Origin of the sequence: Salinispora vitiensis (assembly GCF_000378825.1) — a bacterium.
Lineage (GTDB): Bacteria > Actinomycetota > Actinomycetes > Mycobacteriales > Micromonosporaceae > Micromonospora > Micromonospora vitiensis.
In genome coordinates this window covers 52,920-69,296 of record NZ_KB900388.1, presented here as the reverse complement: position 1 = coordinate 69,296, position 16,377 = coordinate 52,920, and the positions used below count along the sequence as shown (strand labels likewise).

Sequence of the window (16,377 nt, the reverse complement as noted above, 5' to 3'; positions counted from 1 at the left end):
CGGCTGACTCCCGACACGCACTGGACCGGCTGTCCCCGCCCGATCGGGTAGCGCAATAGGGTTGTCGGGTGACCGACGAACCACCCCTACCCCGTCGGGCCGCCGCAAACCGCACGGGAGACACACCGCACCCGCCGTTGACCCGGCCGGGAGACACGGACGTTGACCCGACCGCTGGTGGCCCAGCTACCACCCGGCGCGACGCCGAGGGCGGCCCCACCCCGCTGACCGCGCCCGGCGAGGGCACCCCTCAGCCGGTGACCACCCCGGCGGAGTTGGCCGAGGTCGTGGCCCGCTTCGCCCAGGGCACCGGCCCGGTGGCGCTGGACGCCGAACGCGCCTCCGGTTACCGGTACAGCCAGCGGGCGTACCTGGTGCAGCTGCGCCGCGCCGGCGCCGGCACCGCCCTGATCGACCCGCTGCCACTGCCGGAGCTGACCAGTCTGGACGAGGCCATCGGCGAGGCCGAGTGGGTACTCCACGCGGCCAGTCAGGATCTGCCCTGCCTGGCCGAGTTGGGTCTGCGGCCACGACGGCTCTTCGACACCGAACTGGCCGCCCGACTCGCCGGCTTCGAGCGGGTCGGGCTCGCCGCGCTGACCGAGAACCTGCTCGGGTTCAGCCTGGAGAAGCACCACTCGGCGGCGGACTGGTCGAGCCGGCCGCTGCCGGAGTCCTGGCTGACCTACGCCGCCCTGGACGTGGAGCTACTGGTCGAGCTCCGGGACGCGCTCGACGCCGAGTTGACCCGGCAGGGCAAGGCCGAGTGGGCGGCCGAGGAGTTCGCCGCGCTGGTCCGCAATGGTGCCCGCCCGCCCCGGGTCCGCGCCGACCCCTGGCGCCGCACCTCGGGCATCCATCGGGTCCGCGGGGCGCGGGCGCAGGCCCGGGTGCGGTCCCTGTGGTATGCCCGGGACCAGATCGCGGCGCGGCGCGACGCGGCGCCGGGACGGGTGCTGCCGGACTCGGCGATCGTCGCCGCCGCCGAGCTGGATCCGCGGGACGAGAAGACGCTACTGACCCTGCCGGGCTTCGGCGGTCGCTCGGTGCGCCGGCTGGCTCGTACCTGGTTGGCGGCGTTGGACGATGCCCGGGAGCTGCCAGCGGAGTCGCTGCCGGTCGCGCCGACGGTCGAGGGCCCGCCGCCGCCGCACCGGTGGGCCGAGCGGGACCCGGTCGCGGCGGCCCGGCTGACCCGGTGCCGGGAGGTGGTGGTCGGGACCGCCGGCGCGCACACCCTGCCACCGGAGAACCTGATCGCCCCGGACTCGATCCGCCGCCTCGCCTGGGTTCCGCCCGAGGAGATCACCGAGGGCACCGTGGCGGAGACCCTGCGGGGCCTGGGTGCGCGCGAGTGGCAGATCGCGCTGCTGCAGCCGGACCTGACCCGGGCCCTGGTCGGCCCACCGCCGACCGAAACCTGAGTCATCGATGTGGGGTGGGCCACACAGGGGGTGGTACTCCAGTTGGTTACTGACAAGTAGCATCCGAGAAAACGCCAGTCCGGCTATCCGGCTAGGAGGCTCAAGTGCCCCGTGAAGTTCGGGATGTCGTCTTCGTTGACGGCGTCCGCACCCCGTTCGGCAAAGCGGGGGGCATGTACGCCAACACCCGCGCCGACGACCTGGTGATCCGCTGCATCCGCGAACTGCTGCGCCGTAACCCGCAGCTGCCGCCGGAGCGGGTCGAGGAGGTCGCCGTCGCCGCCACCACCCAGATCGGCGACCAGGGCCTGACAATCGGCCGGACCGCCGCGCTCCTGGCCGGCCTCCCCAAGACCGTGCCCGGCTTCGCCATCGACCGGATGTGCGCGGGCGCGATGACCGCGGTGACCACGGTAGCCGGCGGCATCGCCATGGGCGCGTACGACGTCGCCATCGCCGGTGGGGTCGAGCACATGGGCCGCCACCCGATGGGCGAGGGGGTCGACCCCAACCCGCGGATCGTCGCGGAGCGACTGGTTGACCAGTCCGCCCTGGTCATGGGAGCCACCGCGGAGAACCTGCACGACCGGGTACCGCACATCACCAAGGAGCGCACCGACGCGTTCGCGCTCGCCTCCCAGCAGAAGACCGCCAAGGCGTACGCCAACGGCAAACTCCAGGACGACCTGGTGCCGGTGGCGGTCCGGGACCCGGAGGCCGGCTGGGGTCTGGCCACCGTGGACGAGGCGCCGCGGGACACCTCGATGGAGAAGCTCGCCACCCTCAAGACGCCGTTCCGCCCGCACGGCAAGGTCACCGCCGGCAACGCGGCGGGGCTGAACGACGGCGCCACGGCGAGCCTGCTCGTCGCCGAGGAGACCGCACGGGAGCTGGGTCTGCCGGTCGCGATGCGGCTGGTCTCCTACGGCTTCGTCGGCGTCGAGCCCGAGGTGATGGGGATCGGCCCGATCCCGTCGACCGAGAAGGCGCTGCGCATCGCCGGCCTGACCATCGACGACATCGGCCTGTTCGAGCTGAACGAGGCCTTCGCGGTCCAGGTACTCGCCTTCCTCGACCACTTCGGCATCGCCGACGACGACCCGCGGGTCAACCCGTGGGGCGGCGCGATCGCCATCGGCCACCCGCTTGCCTCCTCCGGCGTCCGGCTGATGACCCAGCTCGCCCGGCACTTCGCCGAGCACCCGGAGGTCCGCTACGGCCTCACCGCCATGTGCATCGGCATCGGCATGGGCGGCACCGTGATCTGGGAGAACCCGCACTGGGAGGGTGGAGCCAAGTGAGCGCGAGCAACGGGTCGAGCCAGTGCGTCCCGCAGTCCCGAACGGAGGAGGCACAGTGAGCATCGCGGCACCGAACGAGGTCGTCACCAAGGCCTTGCTGCGCCTGGTGGACGTACCGGGCCTGGACCGCCCCGCCGCCCTGATCACGCTGGACAACGGCTTCGACCACAAGAAGCCGAACACCCTCGGGCCCGGTGGCCTGACCAGCCTGGACGAGGCGATCACGGCGGCCCACGCGGCGAAGCCGGCGTTCGTCGCGGTGACCGGTAAGCCCTACATCTTCTGCGTCGGAGCGGACCTCACCGGCCTGCCGCTGCTCACCGACCGGGCGCAGGCGCTGGAGATCGGGCAGCTCGGCCACCGGGTCTTCGCCCGGCTCAAGGACAGCGACGTTCCGACGTTCGCCTTCGTCAACGGCGCGGCCATGGGCGGCGGCCTGGAGCTGGCCCTGCACTGCCACTACCGGACGCTGTCCGCGGGCGCGACGGCCCTCGCCCTGCCCGAGGTCTCGCTCGGTATCATCCCGGGCTGGGGCGGCACCCAGCTGCTGCCGAACCTGGTCGGCATCCCGGCGGCGACCCAGGTGATCATCCAGAACCCGTTGATGCAGAACAAGATGCTCAAGCCGAAGCAGGCGGCGGAGATGGGCCTCGCGGACATCCTGCTGGAGCCGGCGGACTTCCTCGAGCGGTCCCTGGAGTGGGCCGCCGGTGTGGTCCGCGGCGAGCACACCGTGACCCGGCCCGAGGTCGACCGGGAGATGTGGGACGGCGTCCTCTTCTTCGCCAAGCAGACCCTGGATGCCCGCCTGCACGGCGCCGTCCCCTCCGCCAACCGGGCCCTCGAACTGCTCGGCCTAGCCAAGGAGGCGGACTTCGCCGCCGGCACCGCCGCCGAGGACGAGGCCCTGGCCGACCTGGTCTTCTCGCCGGAGCTGCGCAGCGGCCTCTACGCGTTCGACCTGGTGCAGCGGCGGGCCAAGCGTCCGGCCGGGGCGCCCGACCGGGACCTGGCCCGGCCGGTGACCAAGGTTGGCATCGTCGGCGCCGGCCTGATGGCCAGCCAGCTCGCGCTCCTGTTCGCCCGCCGTCTCCAGGTGCCGGTCGTCCTGACCGACCTGGACCAGGCCCGGGTCGACAAGGGCGTGGCTTACGTGCACGAGCAGATCGAGAAGTCGGTCAGCAAGGGCCGGATGGACAAGGGCACCGCCGCCAAGCTGTACGGCCTGGTGAGCGGATCGGTCGACAAGTCCGTCTTCGCCGACGCGGACTTCGTCATCGAGGCCGTCTTCGAGGACCTCAACGTCAAGAAGCAGGTCTGGGCCGAGCTGGAGAAGATCGTCAAGCCCGAGGCGGTGCTGGCCACCAACACGTCGTCGCTGTCGGTGACGGCGATGGCCGCGGACCTCGAGCACCCGGAGCGGGTGGTCGGCTTCCACTTCTTCAACCCGGTCGCCGTGCTCCCGCTACTGGAGATCGTCCGCGGTGAGCGGACCGACGACGCCACCCTGGCCACCGCGTTCGCGGTCGGCAAGCAGCTGAAGAAGTCGAGCGTGCTGGTGAAGGACGCCCCCGCCTTCGTGGTTAACCGGCTGCTGACCCGCTTCCTGGGCACGGTGTTCGCCGCGGTGGACGCCGGCACCCCGCTGGAGGTGGCGAACAACGCGCTCGATCCGCTGGGCCTGCCGATGCGCCCACTGGCGCTGCTGCAGCTGGTCGGGCCGGCGGTGGCGCACCACGTCGGTGGCATCCTGCACGCGGCCTTCCCGGACCGCTTCGATGTCAGCGAGAACCTCAAGCGGATCGCCGAGGCCGGCAAGCCGATCGTCATCGACGACGAGATCAACGCCGAGGTGGCCAACCTGCTGGTGGTCGGCGACCAGCCGCTCACCGCCGAGCAGGTCCGGCAGAACGCACTCGACGCGCTGGCGCAGGAGATCCAGCTGATGCTCGACGAGGGCGTGGTCGCCGAGGCGCAGGACATCGACCTGTGCCTGATCCTGGGCGCCGGCTGGCCGTTCCACCTGGGCGGCGTCACGCCGTACCTGGACCGCACCGGCACCACCGAACGGGTCACCGGCAAGCGCTTCCTGCCGGCCGGTGTCGCCAGCCTCCCGGCCTGACCTGCCCCTTCCCCGCAATCGTGGTGGCCGCCCTCGGGTGGCCACCACGATTCGTTTCTGGCCGGCGGGGGTCGGTCCCGTGGACCGGGTCCCCGACCGGCTAGCATCAGCCGCCAGCACCCTCGCCTGGAGGCGTTGTCATGTCCTCACCGGTCGATCCCTGGTCCGGCCCGCCGGAGCACGGTGCCCAGCCCAGCTATCCGCCGCCGGCCTCGCGGCCGCGGGCAGCCCGGCACGCGCGTCCGGAGCCCCCCGAACCGCGACCGGACGGCTGGCGGCCCCCACCCCCGCTGGACCCCACCCCGCCCCCGCCGCTCCCCTGGGCGGCCCCGGCATCCACACCGGCCCCTCCCGCCACGCCGACCCCGCCCAGCTGGGCAGCCACAATGGATGCGCCGACCCAGGCGCACCGCACTATCCCGCCGATCCCTCCGGACGAGCCCGACCTAGCGGACCAGGATCGGCGACCAGCGGAGACGGGTGGCACCGCCACCCCATCCGATTCCGCCACCCCATCCGATTCCGCGGCCCCGGCGTCCCACCGGCCAGCACGGTCCACCCTGCTGCTCTCGCTCGGCCTGGCCGGCCTGCTCGTGCTCGCGCTGGGTGGCCTCGCCTACCTCACCCGTTCCGGCGGAGACAGCTCGGCGCCGCCCCCGGCCGCCGCCCCGCCCTCGGCGGAAACGCCGCAAGCCGCCGACAGCACGGAACCAACCCCGTCGACCGAGCCCAGCCCCGAGCCCAGTCCTGAACCACAGATCCGCCTCGTCGCACCGAAGACACTCGACGGTCGGGCCAGGAGCACCGACTCGGAGCTGAAGGCGCTCGCCGACGAGCTGGTGAAGGAGCTGGAGGCCAAGGTCAGCAGCGGGAACAGCACGGTCGGGGCCTTCTACGGCAGCTTCGAGGATGAGGACATCATCATGATCGCTGGTGCCTCCGGTTTCGTCCTCAACCCGCAACAGGAGCTGGACGCCACCGTCGAGCAGCTCGCCTCGGACCTGAACGTCCGCAAGATGTCCACAGTCTCCACCGACCCGCTCGGCGGTGTTGCGAAATGTGGGGACGGGAAAGCCTCGGACATCCCGCTCGGAGTCTGCGCCTGGGCCGACAAGGGCAGCGTCGGCATGATCGTGATGTTCTCCGCGTCGGCCAGCACAGCCCGCTCCAACTTCGCCGACATCCGAGCCGAGATCGAGCAACGCTCCTGAGGCCCGCCCCACCCTCCCGGACGGCGGGGCGGGCCGCCAGTCACCCGCGCCCGGCTACCGCCCGAGGAAGCCACCAGCCTGTCTCGCCCACAAGGCGGCGTAGCGGCCGTTGCGGCTGAGCAGTTCGGCGTGCGTACCGTCCTCGACGACTCGCCCCTGGTCGAGTACGACGATCCGGTCCATCCGGGCGATGGTGGAGAGTCGGTGTGCGACGGCGATCACCGTACGGCCAGCCATGACCTTGTCCATGGTTTCCTGGATCACCGCTTCGATCTCGGAGTCGAGGGCGCTGGTCGCCTCGTCCAGGATGAGGATCGGCGCGTCCTTGTGGATGGCACGAGCGAGGGCGATGCGCTGACGCTGGCCGCCGGAGAGCTTGACGCCCCGTTCGCCGACATGCGCGTGGTAGCCGGTACGGCCATCCTGGTCAGACAGCGTGCTGATGAAGTCGTGTGCCGCCGCCTGTCGCGCCGCCGCGACGATGCTCTCCTCCCCGGCTGTGGCCAGGCCGATGTTGTCCCGGACGGACCGGTGCAGCAACGTGGCCTCCTGGGTCACCATGGCGATCTGCCGCCGCAGACTCCGCTGGGTCACCGCGGCGATGTCCTGACCATCGATCTCGATGGTGCCCACCTCCGGGTCGAAGAACCGCAGAATCAGATTGACGAGTGTGGACTTTCCGGAGCCGGAACGCCCGACGACGCCGACTTTCTCGCCCGCGGCGATCTCGAGGCTGAGGCCGTCCAGCCCACCGCTGCCCGTACCGTAGTGGTGACTGACGTTGGTGATCCGGATGGCACCGCTCCGCACGGCCAGGGTGCCCGCGTCGGGGCGATCGGTGACCGCTGGTGGCTGGGCGATCGTGCGCAGCGCGCGGCGCAGGGTGCCGAGATGCCCGAAGAGCGCCGAGACACCGTCGAGCAGCCACTCCGCCATCGCGGTCATCCGAAAGGTCAGCGCCAGGGTGGCGGCGACCAGGCCGATGGGGGCGGCACCGGCCTGCCAGAGCAGAATGCCGTACCCGATCAGCCCCACCATCAGGATCCCGCTGAGGCACATCATCCCGACGTTCATGGTGACTTCGAGCCGTTCCACCCGCAGCCGGGCCTCGCGCTCGGCGGCGAAGACGGCCCGGTCGGCCGCGGCCGGAACATCGAGCAGCGCAAGCGTGTCGACGTTGGCGTACGAGTCGACCAGCAGACCGGTAACCGCCGAGTCCGCGTCCTGATGGTGTTCGGCGGCGGCCCGGTAGCGCGGCACGACGTACGCCATCAGCCCGGCGTAGAGCAGGATCCACACCGCCAGCGGCAGGGTGAGGCGTGGGTCGACGGAGCCCAGCAACCAGATCGACCCGAGGATGTAGACGAAGACGAAGGCGAGCGTGTGCACGACGTTGTACGTCGCCATGGCCGCGGCCGCCGAGCCTTCCCGCACCCGGGTGGCGATGCGACCGGAGAGGTCTTCGCGGAACCAGCCGACCGGCTGCCGGGAGACCCGCCGATGTGCACGCCAGAGCGCGCGGGTGCGCGCGTTGGGCCGGAAGGCGATGTCGTCCAGGCCCTCGTTGAACAGGTGCAGGAGCGGGCGGGCGAAGAGGATCAGCGCTCCGACCAGGCAAAGCTCCACGCCGTGGGTCTGCCACAGCGTCGTCGGGTCGGCCCCGGCGAGCGTGTCAACCAGGCGGCCGGCGTACGCGATGAGCCAGAGCTCGACGCCGGCGCTGATGACGGTGGCGAGCAGGCTGGCGGTGAGGACAAACCGCAGCGGCCGGAACTCGGAGATCAGGTAGGGCAGGACCCGCTGTGGTGCGTCAGCGGGCTCATCGGCACCGAAGGGATCGGCGGCGTTCTCGAAGAGGCGAAACACGAAGACTCCAGGCAGGAAGGAAAGAGGGAAGCCAAAGATCGCCTGGTGTTGTCATTGGGTCTCTCCTCCGGTAGCCCGCCTGATGTCGATGCGCGCCGAGGCTAGCGGGCGCCAGCCGGTGCACCGCAACCGTTTTTCGGTCGATCCGGCGGACCAGGACGGAGAAAATGACTGCTGGAGCGGGGTGAGCGGCGGCTAGCATCGGGCCGATGATCACTCTGACCCGAGACGACGGCTACCTGCTCAGCACCGCGCCCGAGCGGCTCGACCTTGACCTGGTCTACCACTGGCTCTCCACCGACGCGTACTGGGCCCAGGGGCGGGACCGGGCGACCGTGGAGCGCGCCTTCGCGGGCTCGATCGGCTTCGGCGTTTTCCGGCCGGAGGACGGGCGCCAGGTAGCGGTGGCCCGGGCGGTGACCGACCGGGCCACCTTCGCCTGGCTCTGCGATGTCTACATCGAGCCCGCCGCGCGTGGACGGGGGCTGGGCACCTGGCTCACCGGCGCGGTCCGCGACCATCTCGCGGAGTTCGGCGTACGCCGCATCCTGCTGGCCACGAGGGACGCGCACGGCGTGTACGCCAAGCTCGGCTTCGATCCGCTCGCACAGCCGGACCGGTGGATGCAGCTCGACAACCGGTGAACTCCTCGTCGGCTCATTGCACTACTCCCGACCGGTGAGCCGCAGGGCGGAGACCGCGTCGTCGAGGGTGGTGGCTCGGGCAAGCGGCTGGACGTGGTCCCCCTCGGCCAGCCAGAGCCGGCAGCCCGCCCGGTCGAACGACACCAGCACCGGCTGCCCGGCGTAGTGCCGCCCGACCCGCCGCAGCAGCACGGTCGGGTCCGCCACCGGGGGCGACGGTGCCGCCTGCGGCGCGGGCACCGGCCGCTCCGGCTCCCGGGGAACGGCGGCGAGCAGGTGGCTGTCGAGGTACTCGACGCACCGGGCCACGGCCAGTTCGACGCTGGCGCAGAACGGAGATTCCGCCCCGAGCGGCGCGTCCCGGGCCGTGAGGCGGAGGTCCCACCGTTCCCCCTGGACCTTGGTCGGGTCGCCCGAGTCGAGGCGGTGATCACAGTAGGTCAGCACGGCGGCAAGGTCGAGCGCGTGGGCGAGCCGCAACAGGTCGGTCAGCGGCGGCGCGTCGGGCGCGGCGGCCAGCACGAACAGCCGGGCTCCGGGCAGCCCGGCGCCGACCCGCTCGACGTGCTGGCGGGCCGGCTCGACGACGGGGTCGTGGACCGTCACCGTGCCGTGGAGCAGGTCCTGGTCGACCGGCTGCTCCTCATCGAGGCGGCTGAGGTCGGCCGGGCGTACCCCGAAGATGGGGGCGTGGCGGGCCAGCCGCCAGTGCGGGCGTAGCTGGTGCACGGGGGTGCCGTTGGGCTGGTAGCCGACCACCGGGGCCGACTCCCCCGCGACGGGACGCCACGTCTCGTGGCGCACTCGGCGCAGGTCGGTCACGGTCACCGTCAGCGCCGCCGGGATCCGACCGCCGTCGCGGCAGGTGAAGCAGGCCAGACCCGACGGGGCGAAGCCGGCCCCGGAGCAGCGCGAGCACTGCGGGTCGGGGCCGGGCGCACCGATTCGGCAGTGGCAGCGGCGCAGCCGGGTGCCGGGCCGGCAGTCCGGGCAGGGGCGGTGCGCGACCGGCTCGCCCCACCAGGCCGGGTCGGGCGGCTCCACGGCTCTACGTACCAGCTGCCGCACGTACCTCACGATCTGGCCGGTGTCGCGTTCGTGCAGCTTCTCGACGGTGCCGGCGGGCCGCAACGGGGTGTGCCACCAGCGCCCGTCGCGCCAGACCGCCTGGGCGCCGGGCGCGTCGTCGGCCAGGTTCGCGAGGACGGCCCGGTCGAGCCGGTCAAGGTCCACCCTCGGTGGTACGCCGGCAGCTCGCACCGGACGTACGGTGTAGGCGGGCGCCGCACGCCCCCGCTCGTCGAGCCCGCGCAGCGCCTCCCGGAACGTCGTCGCGGCGACCGCCGAGGGCAGGTCCCGGGCGTGGGCCCGCGGGTCGAGCGGCACCGGCCCGCCGGGCAGCTCGTAGCGGATCGCCCAGGCCGCCGTGTCGTGCTGACGGCGAGCCTCCACCACCAGATCGAGGTGGAGCAGGTCGGCCAGTTCGCAGAGCCGGGCCAGCTCGCGGCCGGGTTCCGGGGGCGGCGGCGCCTCGGTGCCCCGTCCGACGTAGACCCGCCACGGCGCGTACTCCTGCTGGGCGAGGGCTTCGGCCTCCAGGGCCAGGCGTTCCCGCGTCGGCAGGTCGGCCCGCCACTGCCGGGGCAGCCAGTACACCGGGTCGTCCAGGGCGCACTGCCCCCAGCTCGGGCGTAGCCCTCTTACGCCGACGGTGGCGGCCAGCGCGGTGACGATGTCCCGCGCCCGCGTGATGCTGTCGGGCCCGGCTGGCGGGTCGAGGCGGCCGGGCAGCAGCCGCCGCGACGCCGCCGCCCCGGTGTCCAGGTTGACCACGGTGACCACGAGCTGCGCCCGCCGCCGCCCCGCACGCCCACACCGGCCGCAGGGCGCGACCACGCTGCCGTCACCGCCGCAGACCCGACAGTCGGCGTACGCCTGGTCGGCGCAGCGGTCCCCGTCAACGATGAGCTGGTCACCGCCCTGGACGCAGACGCAGCGCCGAACGCGGAAGCCCAGCCCGTCGCACTCGTCGCAGTCGATCACTCCGAGCATCGTTCGGTCCTCTCGCCTACTCGAGCGCGGCCTCTTCGCGCGGTCACGACCGCCGACCGCCGAGCCGGCGGGAGCAGGCACCGTCGTGGCCGTCCCGCAGCAGACAGCGCCGGCCACCGGGCAGCGGCAGGTCGCAGAAGACCCGATGGCGTACGTCCTGCTCGTCCTCGGCCGACACGGTGGTCTCCCCCGGGTCGGTCCGCGGCAGCACCAGCGCCCAGCGGGCCAGCACCCGGGCCAGCCGCTGCGCGGCGGGCAGGTCGCGGGCCACCACCGGCAGGTGGACGACGTAGCGGCCGGTCACCGCCGGGGCTCCGAATCCGTGCCTGCCCACTGGACACGGGCCTGCTCGGACTGCCAGCGGCGCAGCGCGTCCTTGACCCGGTCGGTTTCCCGCCGGCTGCGGGCCAGCGCGTCGTAGACAGCGGCCAGGTCCCCGGCGACCCGGTCGAGGAACTCCCCCACCTCCTGCGGGTCCAGCCCGCGCCGACCCAGCCGCGTGGACCGGAACCGCCGCTGCCGCACCTGCCATGGCCACAGCGGGTCGTAGGCCGCCGAGCGGTAGCAGGTCGGCCCGAGGACCGATCGCCGACGACGCCCGGCACGCCGGAAGAAGACGCGCATGACAGCACCTGCCTCTCACCGTCGAAATTGAGCTGTGGAAGGGGTAGGCCCACCGGCCCGCCCCGCACCGGCGGACCCACCCCGGCACCTGCCACCGCAGCCCCGATCGGCAGTACGGCAGCAGGGCAGACACCGCCATTGAGCTGCAGAGACTCCTCAATGACTGCGGGGCAAGTGAAGCACTGCACTGAATGCAATGCAACGTCTAAGAGAGAGCGCCCGATAAAGATCAGAAACTCTTAGGAAGCTCAGAGTGATTTGTCTATTGTTTCTGAGACAACAAAGGCGTTTAATTGGATGGGCAAGCGTCCACCATGACCTGACCATCGGAGGGGCCGGTGTCACACGCTGTAACGGGCTCAACCATGCTTCGCCGACAGCTCGGCAGGAAGCTCGAAGCACTCCGCAAGGCCGCCGGGCTGACGACGGAGCAAGCAGCGGAGAAGCTGGATCGGGCCAGGGCGACCCTCTACCGGATCGAGAGCGGCGCGGAGAACGTCCGCTTCCGGGCCTCCGATGTCAAAGAGATGTTGCGGCTCTACGGCGCGTCGGAGGAGGACATAGAACTGGTCCTCGCCATGGCAGCAGCCACCCGCGAGAACAAGAACTGGTGGCACGACTACATCGGCTCCGGCCTACCGCGCTGGTTTCAGCTCCACATCGGGCTCGAAGCAGCCGCTACGAGGATTCGCAAGTACCAACCCGAACTAGTTCCTGGCCTACTCCAGACTCGGGAATACGCCGAGCAGGTCTTTCGGATGCCCGGTGGGTCGGTTGACGCGACCGACAACGAGGAACAAGAAAGGGCTATCCAGCTTCGGATCGAACGACAGGCGCTACTCACCAGGTTCGCCGCTCCGCAACTGAGCGTGATACTCAACGAGGCGGTGTTGCGTCGACCGGTCGGAAACGCAAGGATCATGGCCGACCAACTGCACCAGATCGTCAAGGCTTCGGAACTACCGAATGTGACCGTGCAGGTGCTGAGATTTTCTGCTGGACTACACGCCGGAGCGATGTCGGGAGCCTTCTCGATCATGGAGTTCCCCGAAGATGACAGTGGCAAGGAGGTGGAGCCCCCGGTGGCGTATTTGGAAGCAGCGACGGGCGCAATCTACCTCGACAAGTCCCACGAGACCGTCGCCTACAACAGCATCTGGGCCGATATGGCCGACCGCGCACTGAACGAGTCCCGCTCCATCCACCTGATCCAGCAAGTCGCAGAGGAGTACTCCCGTGCCTGACCTGACCGGTGCCGCCTGGCGCAAGTCCACCCGCAGCAACAACGGCGGTGACTGCGTCGAGGTCGCCGACAACCTTTCCGGCGTTGTCGGGCTACGCGACAGCAAGGACCCCGCTGGCCCGGCGTTAAGATTCGCCCCCGATGCCTGGGCTGCTTTCGTTGCGGGAGTTAAGAACGGTTCGCCAACCTCCTGACAGCGCAGCATGCGCGGGTAGCCTCTAAGCCAGGAGGCGACCAACGAGCGGTGAGCGGATGGTGCGTGGTGAACGAGATGGACATGACCAGCGTGACCTGGCGAAAGAGCACTCGCAGCAACGGCTCCGGCGACTGCATCGAGGTCGCGGCTGACCTGGCGGGGAAAGTCGGGCTACGCGACAGCAAGGACCCTGCCGGCCCGATCCTGGCCTTCTCCCCGACAGCCTGGGCCACCTTCATCCGAGCCACCAAGGCCGAAGGTTCGCGCCACTGACGCGGTAGCGCCACCTCCACAAGGCTGTGCGCCCTCTTCCGGACAGGCACTCGTGCTCTTGCCGTCCACGTTAGTCGCCTTCGTAGGGGGAACCTGGGCTCGCGGTAGCGGCCCAACGGCGGTGCAGTCGGCGGCGGGATCGCCAGTACGGGCAAGCCGCGCTGGCCTACCAGGGCGGGATGTTGTGGTTGAGGCGGAAGAGGTTGCGCGGGTCGTAGGTGGTCTTCAGCTGCACGAGCCGCCGGTAGTCGGCCTCCGGGTAGCCGCGCCGGACATCCTCGGGATGGGTCTCGTGATTGAACATGAGGCCGGGCAGTTGGCTGCCGGTGTCCCAGGGGTGCAGGCTCGCCAGCACCTTTTCCTGAGTCCGATGCACCATGTCCAGGCTGTTCGAGGCGATCGGTGCGGGCATGCTCATAAAGAGGTGGAACTGAGCCTCCCGGGCGCCGACCGCGCTGGGCCGGGCCGGCTTGCGGCTTAACGCGCCACCGAGGTGGCGCAGCTCGATGCCACCGAACGGGAGCTCGTGCTCAGGCCCGGCGACGGCGATCAAGTCATCGACGGCCTTATCATCCAGGTCGTGCAGAAGCGCCGTGCGCACCCGAGCAGGGGTGGGCCGGAACGGGTCCCGATAGATCTCGCTGATCTCGGTGTATGGCATGTCGCGTACGTGGTCCTGCTCCGGCCGGAGCGCGCGCAGCGGCGCGACAAGCCGCTCGCCGTCCGCCGGGGCTCCGACGTAGGCGATCCGGACGTTGACCAGGAACCGGCCACGGACATCATCGGCCATCTGGGGAATGTCCGGGAAGCGGACCAGGATGATCGAGGAGGTCATCTCCTCCGGCTGCTGGTGCGCCCAGTCGACGTAGGTCCGTAGCACCTGTTCGGCGTGTTGACCGTCGAAGGAGAAGTGGCCTCCGTACAGCCGGAGGATGGGCAGCAGGTCGATCTCCGCGGCGACCACCACGCCGAAGTTGCTGCGAGCCCCGCGCACCGCCCAGTACAGGTCGGCTTCCGAGGATGGCGAGACTGTGCGCAGCTGGCCGTCGGCCGTGACGAGGTCGAGCGACCGCACCGTCTCGGCGGCGAAGCCGAAGGTCCGGCCGAGCACCGGGAGCCCACCTCCGGTGAGGTAGCCCATCACACCGACGTGTGCTGACGAGCCGCACAGTGGCGCCAAGCCGTGCTCCGCAGCGGCCTGCACGACTTGGCCCCAGCGCAATCCGGCACCGATGCGAGCGGTCCTGGACCTCGCGTCAATCATGAGCTCGTTGAGGCCACCTGGGTTGATGTACACCGCGCCGTCGGCGGGCACCGAGGCGCCGTGACCGGTGGCCTCGACCGCGATGGGCAGGTCGGCTTCGACCGCGAAGAGCACGGCGGCCACCACGTCGGCCGGCTCCTCCGCAGCCACGACGACTGCTGGGTGATGCTCGACGCTGAGGTTCCAGCCGGTACGGGCGGAGTCGTAGTCGTCGTCACCCGGCAGCACTGCCCTGCCACTGAGTTGTGCGCTCAGCTCGAGCACCTGGTTGCGGTTCACTGTGGAGCTCCCCTCTCCTGCGCAGCGATGTCCTGCTCATGCCATGAGGGCCGCCCTCGTAGCCGATGCTAGGACGATCCCCCGATAAAAAGCAACGGGTGTCTACTTTTAACCCTGACCTGGCGTCGGCCGGCCAGGCCGGACCAGCCGCCGACGGGACCCAGGGCTTCGGTGTGGACGTTCGCCGGGAAACTACCTTCCCAGAGAAAGAAACGCTTGTACACTTTCCAACGCTTGTACACTTCCGTCTCGGCGAATCCGCCTCGAACTCACTCGGAGTGCGACTATGTCGGCAGGTGAACGGTCCGCGATCGACTCACGGGCCCCGCACGTCGCCACCGCAGGCCAACGGCACCAAGGCATCGCGCTGGCCGTGATCGCGGCCGCCCAGTTCATGCTCGTCCTGGACGGGACGATCATGAATATTGCGCTACCGAGCGTTCAGCGCGCGCTCGACATCTCGGCGTCTGGCCTCGCCTGGGTCGTGACGGCGTACGCCCTGACGTTCGGCGGGTTGCTCCTCCTCGGGGGGAGGGCGGGTGACCTCTTCGGCCGGCGCCGGGTCTTCCGGCTCGGCCTCGTGGTGTTTACCGTCGCCTCGCTGATCGGCGGCCTAGCGGTCAACGACGTGATGCTGATCGCCGCCCGAGCGACCCAAGGCGTCGGCGCGGCCATCGCCGCGCCCACCGCGCTGTCGCTGATCTCGACGACCTTCCCCCCGGCCGCCCGCGGCAAGGCGATGGGGGTCTACGGAGCGATGTCCGGCCTCGGCTCCACGGCGGGGCTGCTGCTCGGCGGAGTGCTCACCGAGTACGTCAGCTGGCGTTGGGTGCTGTTCGTCAACGTCCCCCTCGCCATCGCCGTCCTCTTCGGCACCCCGCACCTCATCGAAGGTGGGCGCCGGACCGGCCGGCTCGACATCCCCGGCGCGATCACCGGCACCCTGGGCGCCACCTCGCTGGTCTACGCCATCGTCAACGCCGGCGAGGACGGTTGGACCGACCGCACCACGGTCCTCTGCTTCGTCGCCGCGGCGGTGCTGATCGTCGTCTTCCTGGTGATCCAGTCCCGTGCGGCCAACCCGATGCTCCCGCTCGGTGTGCTCAAGGACCGCAACCGGGCAGGGGCGAATATCACCATGCTGCTGATCGGTGCCGGCATGTTCGCCACCTACTACTTCCTCACGCTGTACATGCAGCAGGTGCTGGGCTACACGGCGATGCAGACCGGTCTGGCCTACCTGCCCTTCGCGGCCGGGATCCTGATCTCCTCCGGAGTGCTGGCACCGCGCCTGCTGACCGTGGCGCCGGTCCGCGTGATCACCGGCGTTGGACTCGCCATCGCGGCCCTCGGAATGCTCTGGCTGCACACTCTTACCCCCGATTCGACCTACGTCACGCGGCTCATGCCGGCGATGTTCGTGACCGCGATCGGCCTCGGCTCGACGTTCGTGCCGATGACGATCACCGCGGTTGGCGGTGTCCCAGACGACGAGGCCGGCATCGCGGCCGGTGTCATGAACACCGCCCAACAGGTTGGCGGAGCGATCGGTCTCGCCGTGCTGACCGGAGTGGCCGCCTCCGCTGCCAACGGTCGGCTCGCCTCCGCCAGCGCCTCGTTCTTTCAGGCGATCACCACGCAGGACGCCGGGCTTCTCGCCCGGGCCCGCGAGGCCCTCACGCACGGTTACACGACTGCTTTCGTCGGGGTGGTCGTGCTGTACCTGGCCGCCCTGGCGGCCGCCGTGATCGCAGTCAACGCGGGTCGGATGGCCCCGCCACCGCGCCCGGAGGAGACCGACGAGTCGGTCCCAGCCCGCTAAACCGTTAGCGACTGCCTTGGCAGATAGCATCGCCGTGCAGGCTACGGAAGGACGAT

General features: G+C 70.6%; 14 protein-coding genes. 9 read left to right on the top strand and 5 right to left on the bottom strand.

Going from position 1 to position 16,377, the window contains the following annotated elements; translation table 11 throughout:
• The first annotated feature begins 68 nt into the window (after positions 1-68).
• The 4 genes from SALPAC2_RS0100310 to SALPAC2_RS0100295 all read left to right on the top strand — a co-directional run bounded on the left by SALPAC2_RS0100310 (position 69) and on the right by SALPAC2_RS0100295 (position 6,058).
• Positions 69-1,424 (top strand): HRDC domain-containing protein, encoded by a 1,356-nt coding sequence (locus tag SALPAC2_RS0100310; protein WP_026184254.1) that lies wholly within the window; start codon positions 69-71, stop codon positions 1,422-1,424.
• Positions 1,425-1,528: 104 nt separating this feature from the next.
• Entirely contained in the window at positions 1,529-2,725 is a 1,197-nt protein-coding gene (locus tag SALPAC2_RS0100305) for a thiolase family protein (protein ID WP_018214640.1), read from the top strand.
• A gap of 55 nt (positions 2,726-2,780) precedes the next feature.
• On the top strand, positions 2,781-4,847 hold the full coding sequence (locus tag SALPAC2_RS0100300; protein ID WP_018214639.1) for a 3-hydroxyacyl-CoA dehydrogenase NAD-binding domain-containing protein: 2,067 nt from the start codon (positions 2,781-2,783) through the stop codon (positions 4,845-4,847).
• A 386-nt stretch (positions 4,848-5,233) separates the two neighbouring features.
• On the top strand, positions 5,234-6,058 hold the full coding sequence (locus tag SALPAC2_RS0100295) for a hypothetical protein (protein ID WP_018214638.1): 825 nt from the start codon (positions 5,234-5,236) through the stop codon (positions 6,056-6,058).
• Positions 6,059-6,112: 54 nt separating this feature from the next.
• Here SALPAC2_RS0100295 and SALPAC2_RS0100290 read toward each other — a convergent pair whose 3' ends face one another.
• On the bottom strand, positions 6,113-7,924 hold the full coding sequence (locus SALPAC2_RS0100290; protein ID WP_018214637.1) for an ABC transporter ATP-binding protein: 1,812 nt from the start codon (positions 7,922-7,924) through the stop codon (positions 6,113-6,115).
• 209 nt (positions 7,925-8,133) lie between these two features.
• Between SALPAC2_RS0100290 and SALPAC2_RS0100285 the strand changes: the two genes are divergently transcribed.
• Positions 8,134-8,568, top strand: coding sequence for a GNAT family N-acetyltransferase (locus SALPAC2_RS0100285; RefSeq protein WP_018214636.1), 435 nt, complete (start codon positions 8,134-8,136; stop codon positions 8,566-8,568).
• Positions 8,569-8,589: 21 nt separating this feature from the next.
• Here SALPAC2_RS0100285 and SALPAC2_RS0100280 read toward each other — a convergent pair whose 3' ends face one another.
• Genes SALPAC2_RS0100280 through SALPAC2_RS0100270 form a run of 3 tightly spaced genes read right to left on the bottom strand, consistent with a single transcriptional unit; the run spans position 8,590 to position 11,244 of the window.
• Complete coding sequence (locus SALPAC2_RS0100280) at positions 8,590-10,620, bottom strand: hypothetical protein (RefSeq protein WP_018214635.1); 2,031 nt, start codon at positions 10,618-10,620, stop codon at positions 8,590-8,592.
• A gap of 43 nt (positions 10,621-10,663) precedes the next feature.
• Positions 10,664-10,924 carry a hypothetical protein gene (locus SALPAC2_RS0100275; protein ID WP_018214634.1) on the bottom strand — a complete coding sequence of 87 codons (261 nt, stop codon included), beginning with the start codon at positions 10,922-10,924 and terminating at the stop codon, positions 10,664-10,666.
• Entirely contained in the window at positions 10,921-11,244 is a 324-nt protein-coding gene (locus SALPAC2_RS0100270) for a DivIVA domain-containing protein (RefSeq protein WP_018214633.1), read from the bottom strand. The genes SALPAC2_RS0100275 and SALPAC2_RS0100270 overlap by 4 nt, the downstream gene beginning before the upstream one ends.
• A 365-nt stretch (positions 11,245-11,609) precedes the next feature.
• Here SALPAC2_RS0100270 and SALPAC2_RS0100265 point away from each other — a divergent pair, with 365 nt between their 5' ends.
• From SALPAC2_RS0100265 to SALPAC2_RS0100255, 3 genes are all read left to right on the top strand, one after another.
• The gene (locus SALPAC2_RS0100265; protein WP_018214632.1) at positions 11,610-12,488 is read left to right on the top strand and encodes a helix-turn-helix domain-containing protein; all 879 of its coding nucleotides are present in this window, start codon (positions 11,610-11,612) and stop codon (positions 12,486-12,488) included.
• On the top strand, positions 12,481-12,681 hold the full coding sequence (locus SALPAC2_RS0100260; RefSeq protein WP_026184252.1) for a DUF397 domain-containing protein: 201 nt from the start codon (positions 12,481-12,483) through the stop codon (positions 12,679-12,681). The genes SALPAC2_RS0100265 and SALPAC2_RS0100260 overlap by 8 nt, the downstream gene beginning before the upstream one ends.
• A 68-nt stretch (positions 12,682-12,749) precedes the next feature.
• Positions 12,750-12,956, top strand: coding sequence for a DUF397 domain-containing protein (locus SALPAC2_RS0100255; protein ID WP_026184251.1), 207 nt, complete (start codon positions 12,750-12,752; stop codon positions 12,954-12,956).
• Between the two features lie 166 nt (positions 12,957-13,122).
• Here the strand turns inward: SALPAC2_RS0100255 and SALPAC2_RS0100250 are convergent, their stop codons facing one another.
• On the bottom strand, positions 13,123-14,499 hold the full coding sequence (locus tag SALPAC2_RS0100250) for an FAD-binding oxidoreductase (RefSeq protein WP_018214630.1): 1,377 nt from the start codon (positions 14,497-14,499) through the stop codon (positions 13,123-13,125).
• Positions 14,500-14,785: 286 nt separating this feature from the next.
• Here SALPAC2_RS0100250 and SALPAC2_RS0100245 point away from each other — a divergent pair, with 286 nt between their 5' ends.
• The gene (locus tag SALPAC2_RS0100245; protein ID WP_018214629.1) at positions 14,786-16,321 is read left to right on the top strand and encodes an MFS transporter; all 1,536 of its coding nucleotides are present in this window, start codon (positions 14,786-14,788) and stop codon (positions 16,319-16,321) included.
• Positions 16,322-16,377 lie beyond the last annotated feature (56 nt).

What these genes read in the sequence shown, in the direction of transcription:
- SALPAC2_RS0100270 (WP_018214633.1), bottom strand. Translation starts at nt 11,244, where the DNA reads ATGCGCGTCTTCTTCCGGCGTGCCGGGCGTCGTCGGCGATCGGTCCTC.
- SALPAC2_RS0100265 (WP_018214632.1), top strand. Translation starts at nt 11,610, where the DNA reads ATGCTTCGCCGACAGCTCGGCAGGAAGCTCGAAGCACTCCGCAAGGCC.
- SALPAC2_RS0100280 (WP_018214635.1), bottom strand. Translation starts at nt 10,620, where the DNA reads ATGCTCGGAGTGATCGACTGCGACGAGTGCGACGGGCTGGGCTTCCGC.
- SALPAC2_RS0100295 (WP_018214638.1), top strand. Translation starts at nt 5,234, where the DNA reads ATGGATGCGCCGACCCAGGCGCACCGCACTATCCCGCCGATCCCTCCG.
- SALPAC2_RS0100285 (WP_018214636.1), top strand. Translation starts at nt 8,134, where the DNA reads ATGATCACTCTGACCCGAGACGACGGCTACCTGCTCAGCACCGCGCCC.
- SALPAC2_RS0100245 (WP_018214629.1), top strand. Translation starts at nt 14,786, where the DNA reads ATGTCGGCAGGTGAACGGTCCGCGATCGACTCACGGGCCCCGCACGTC.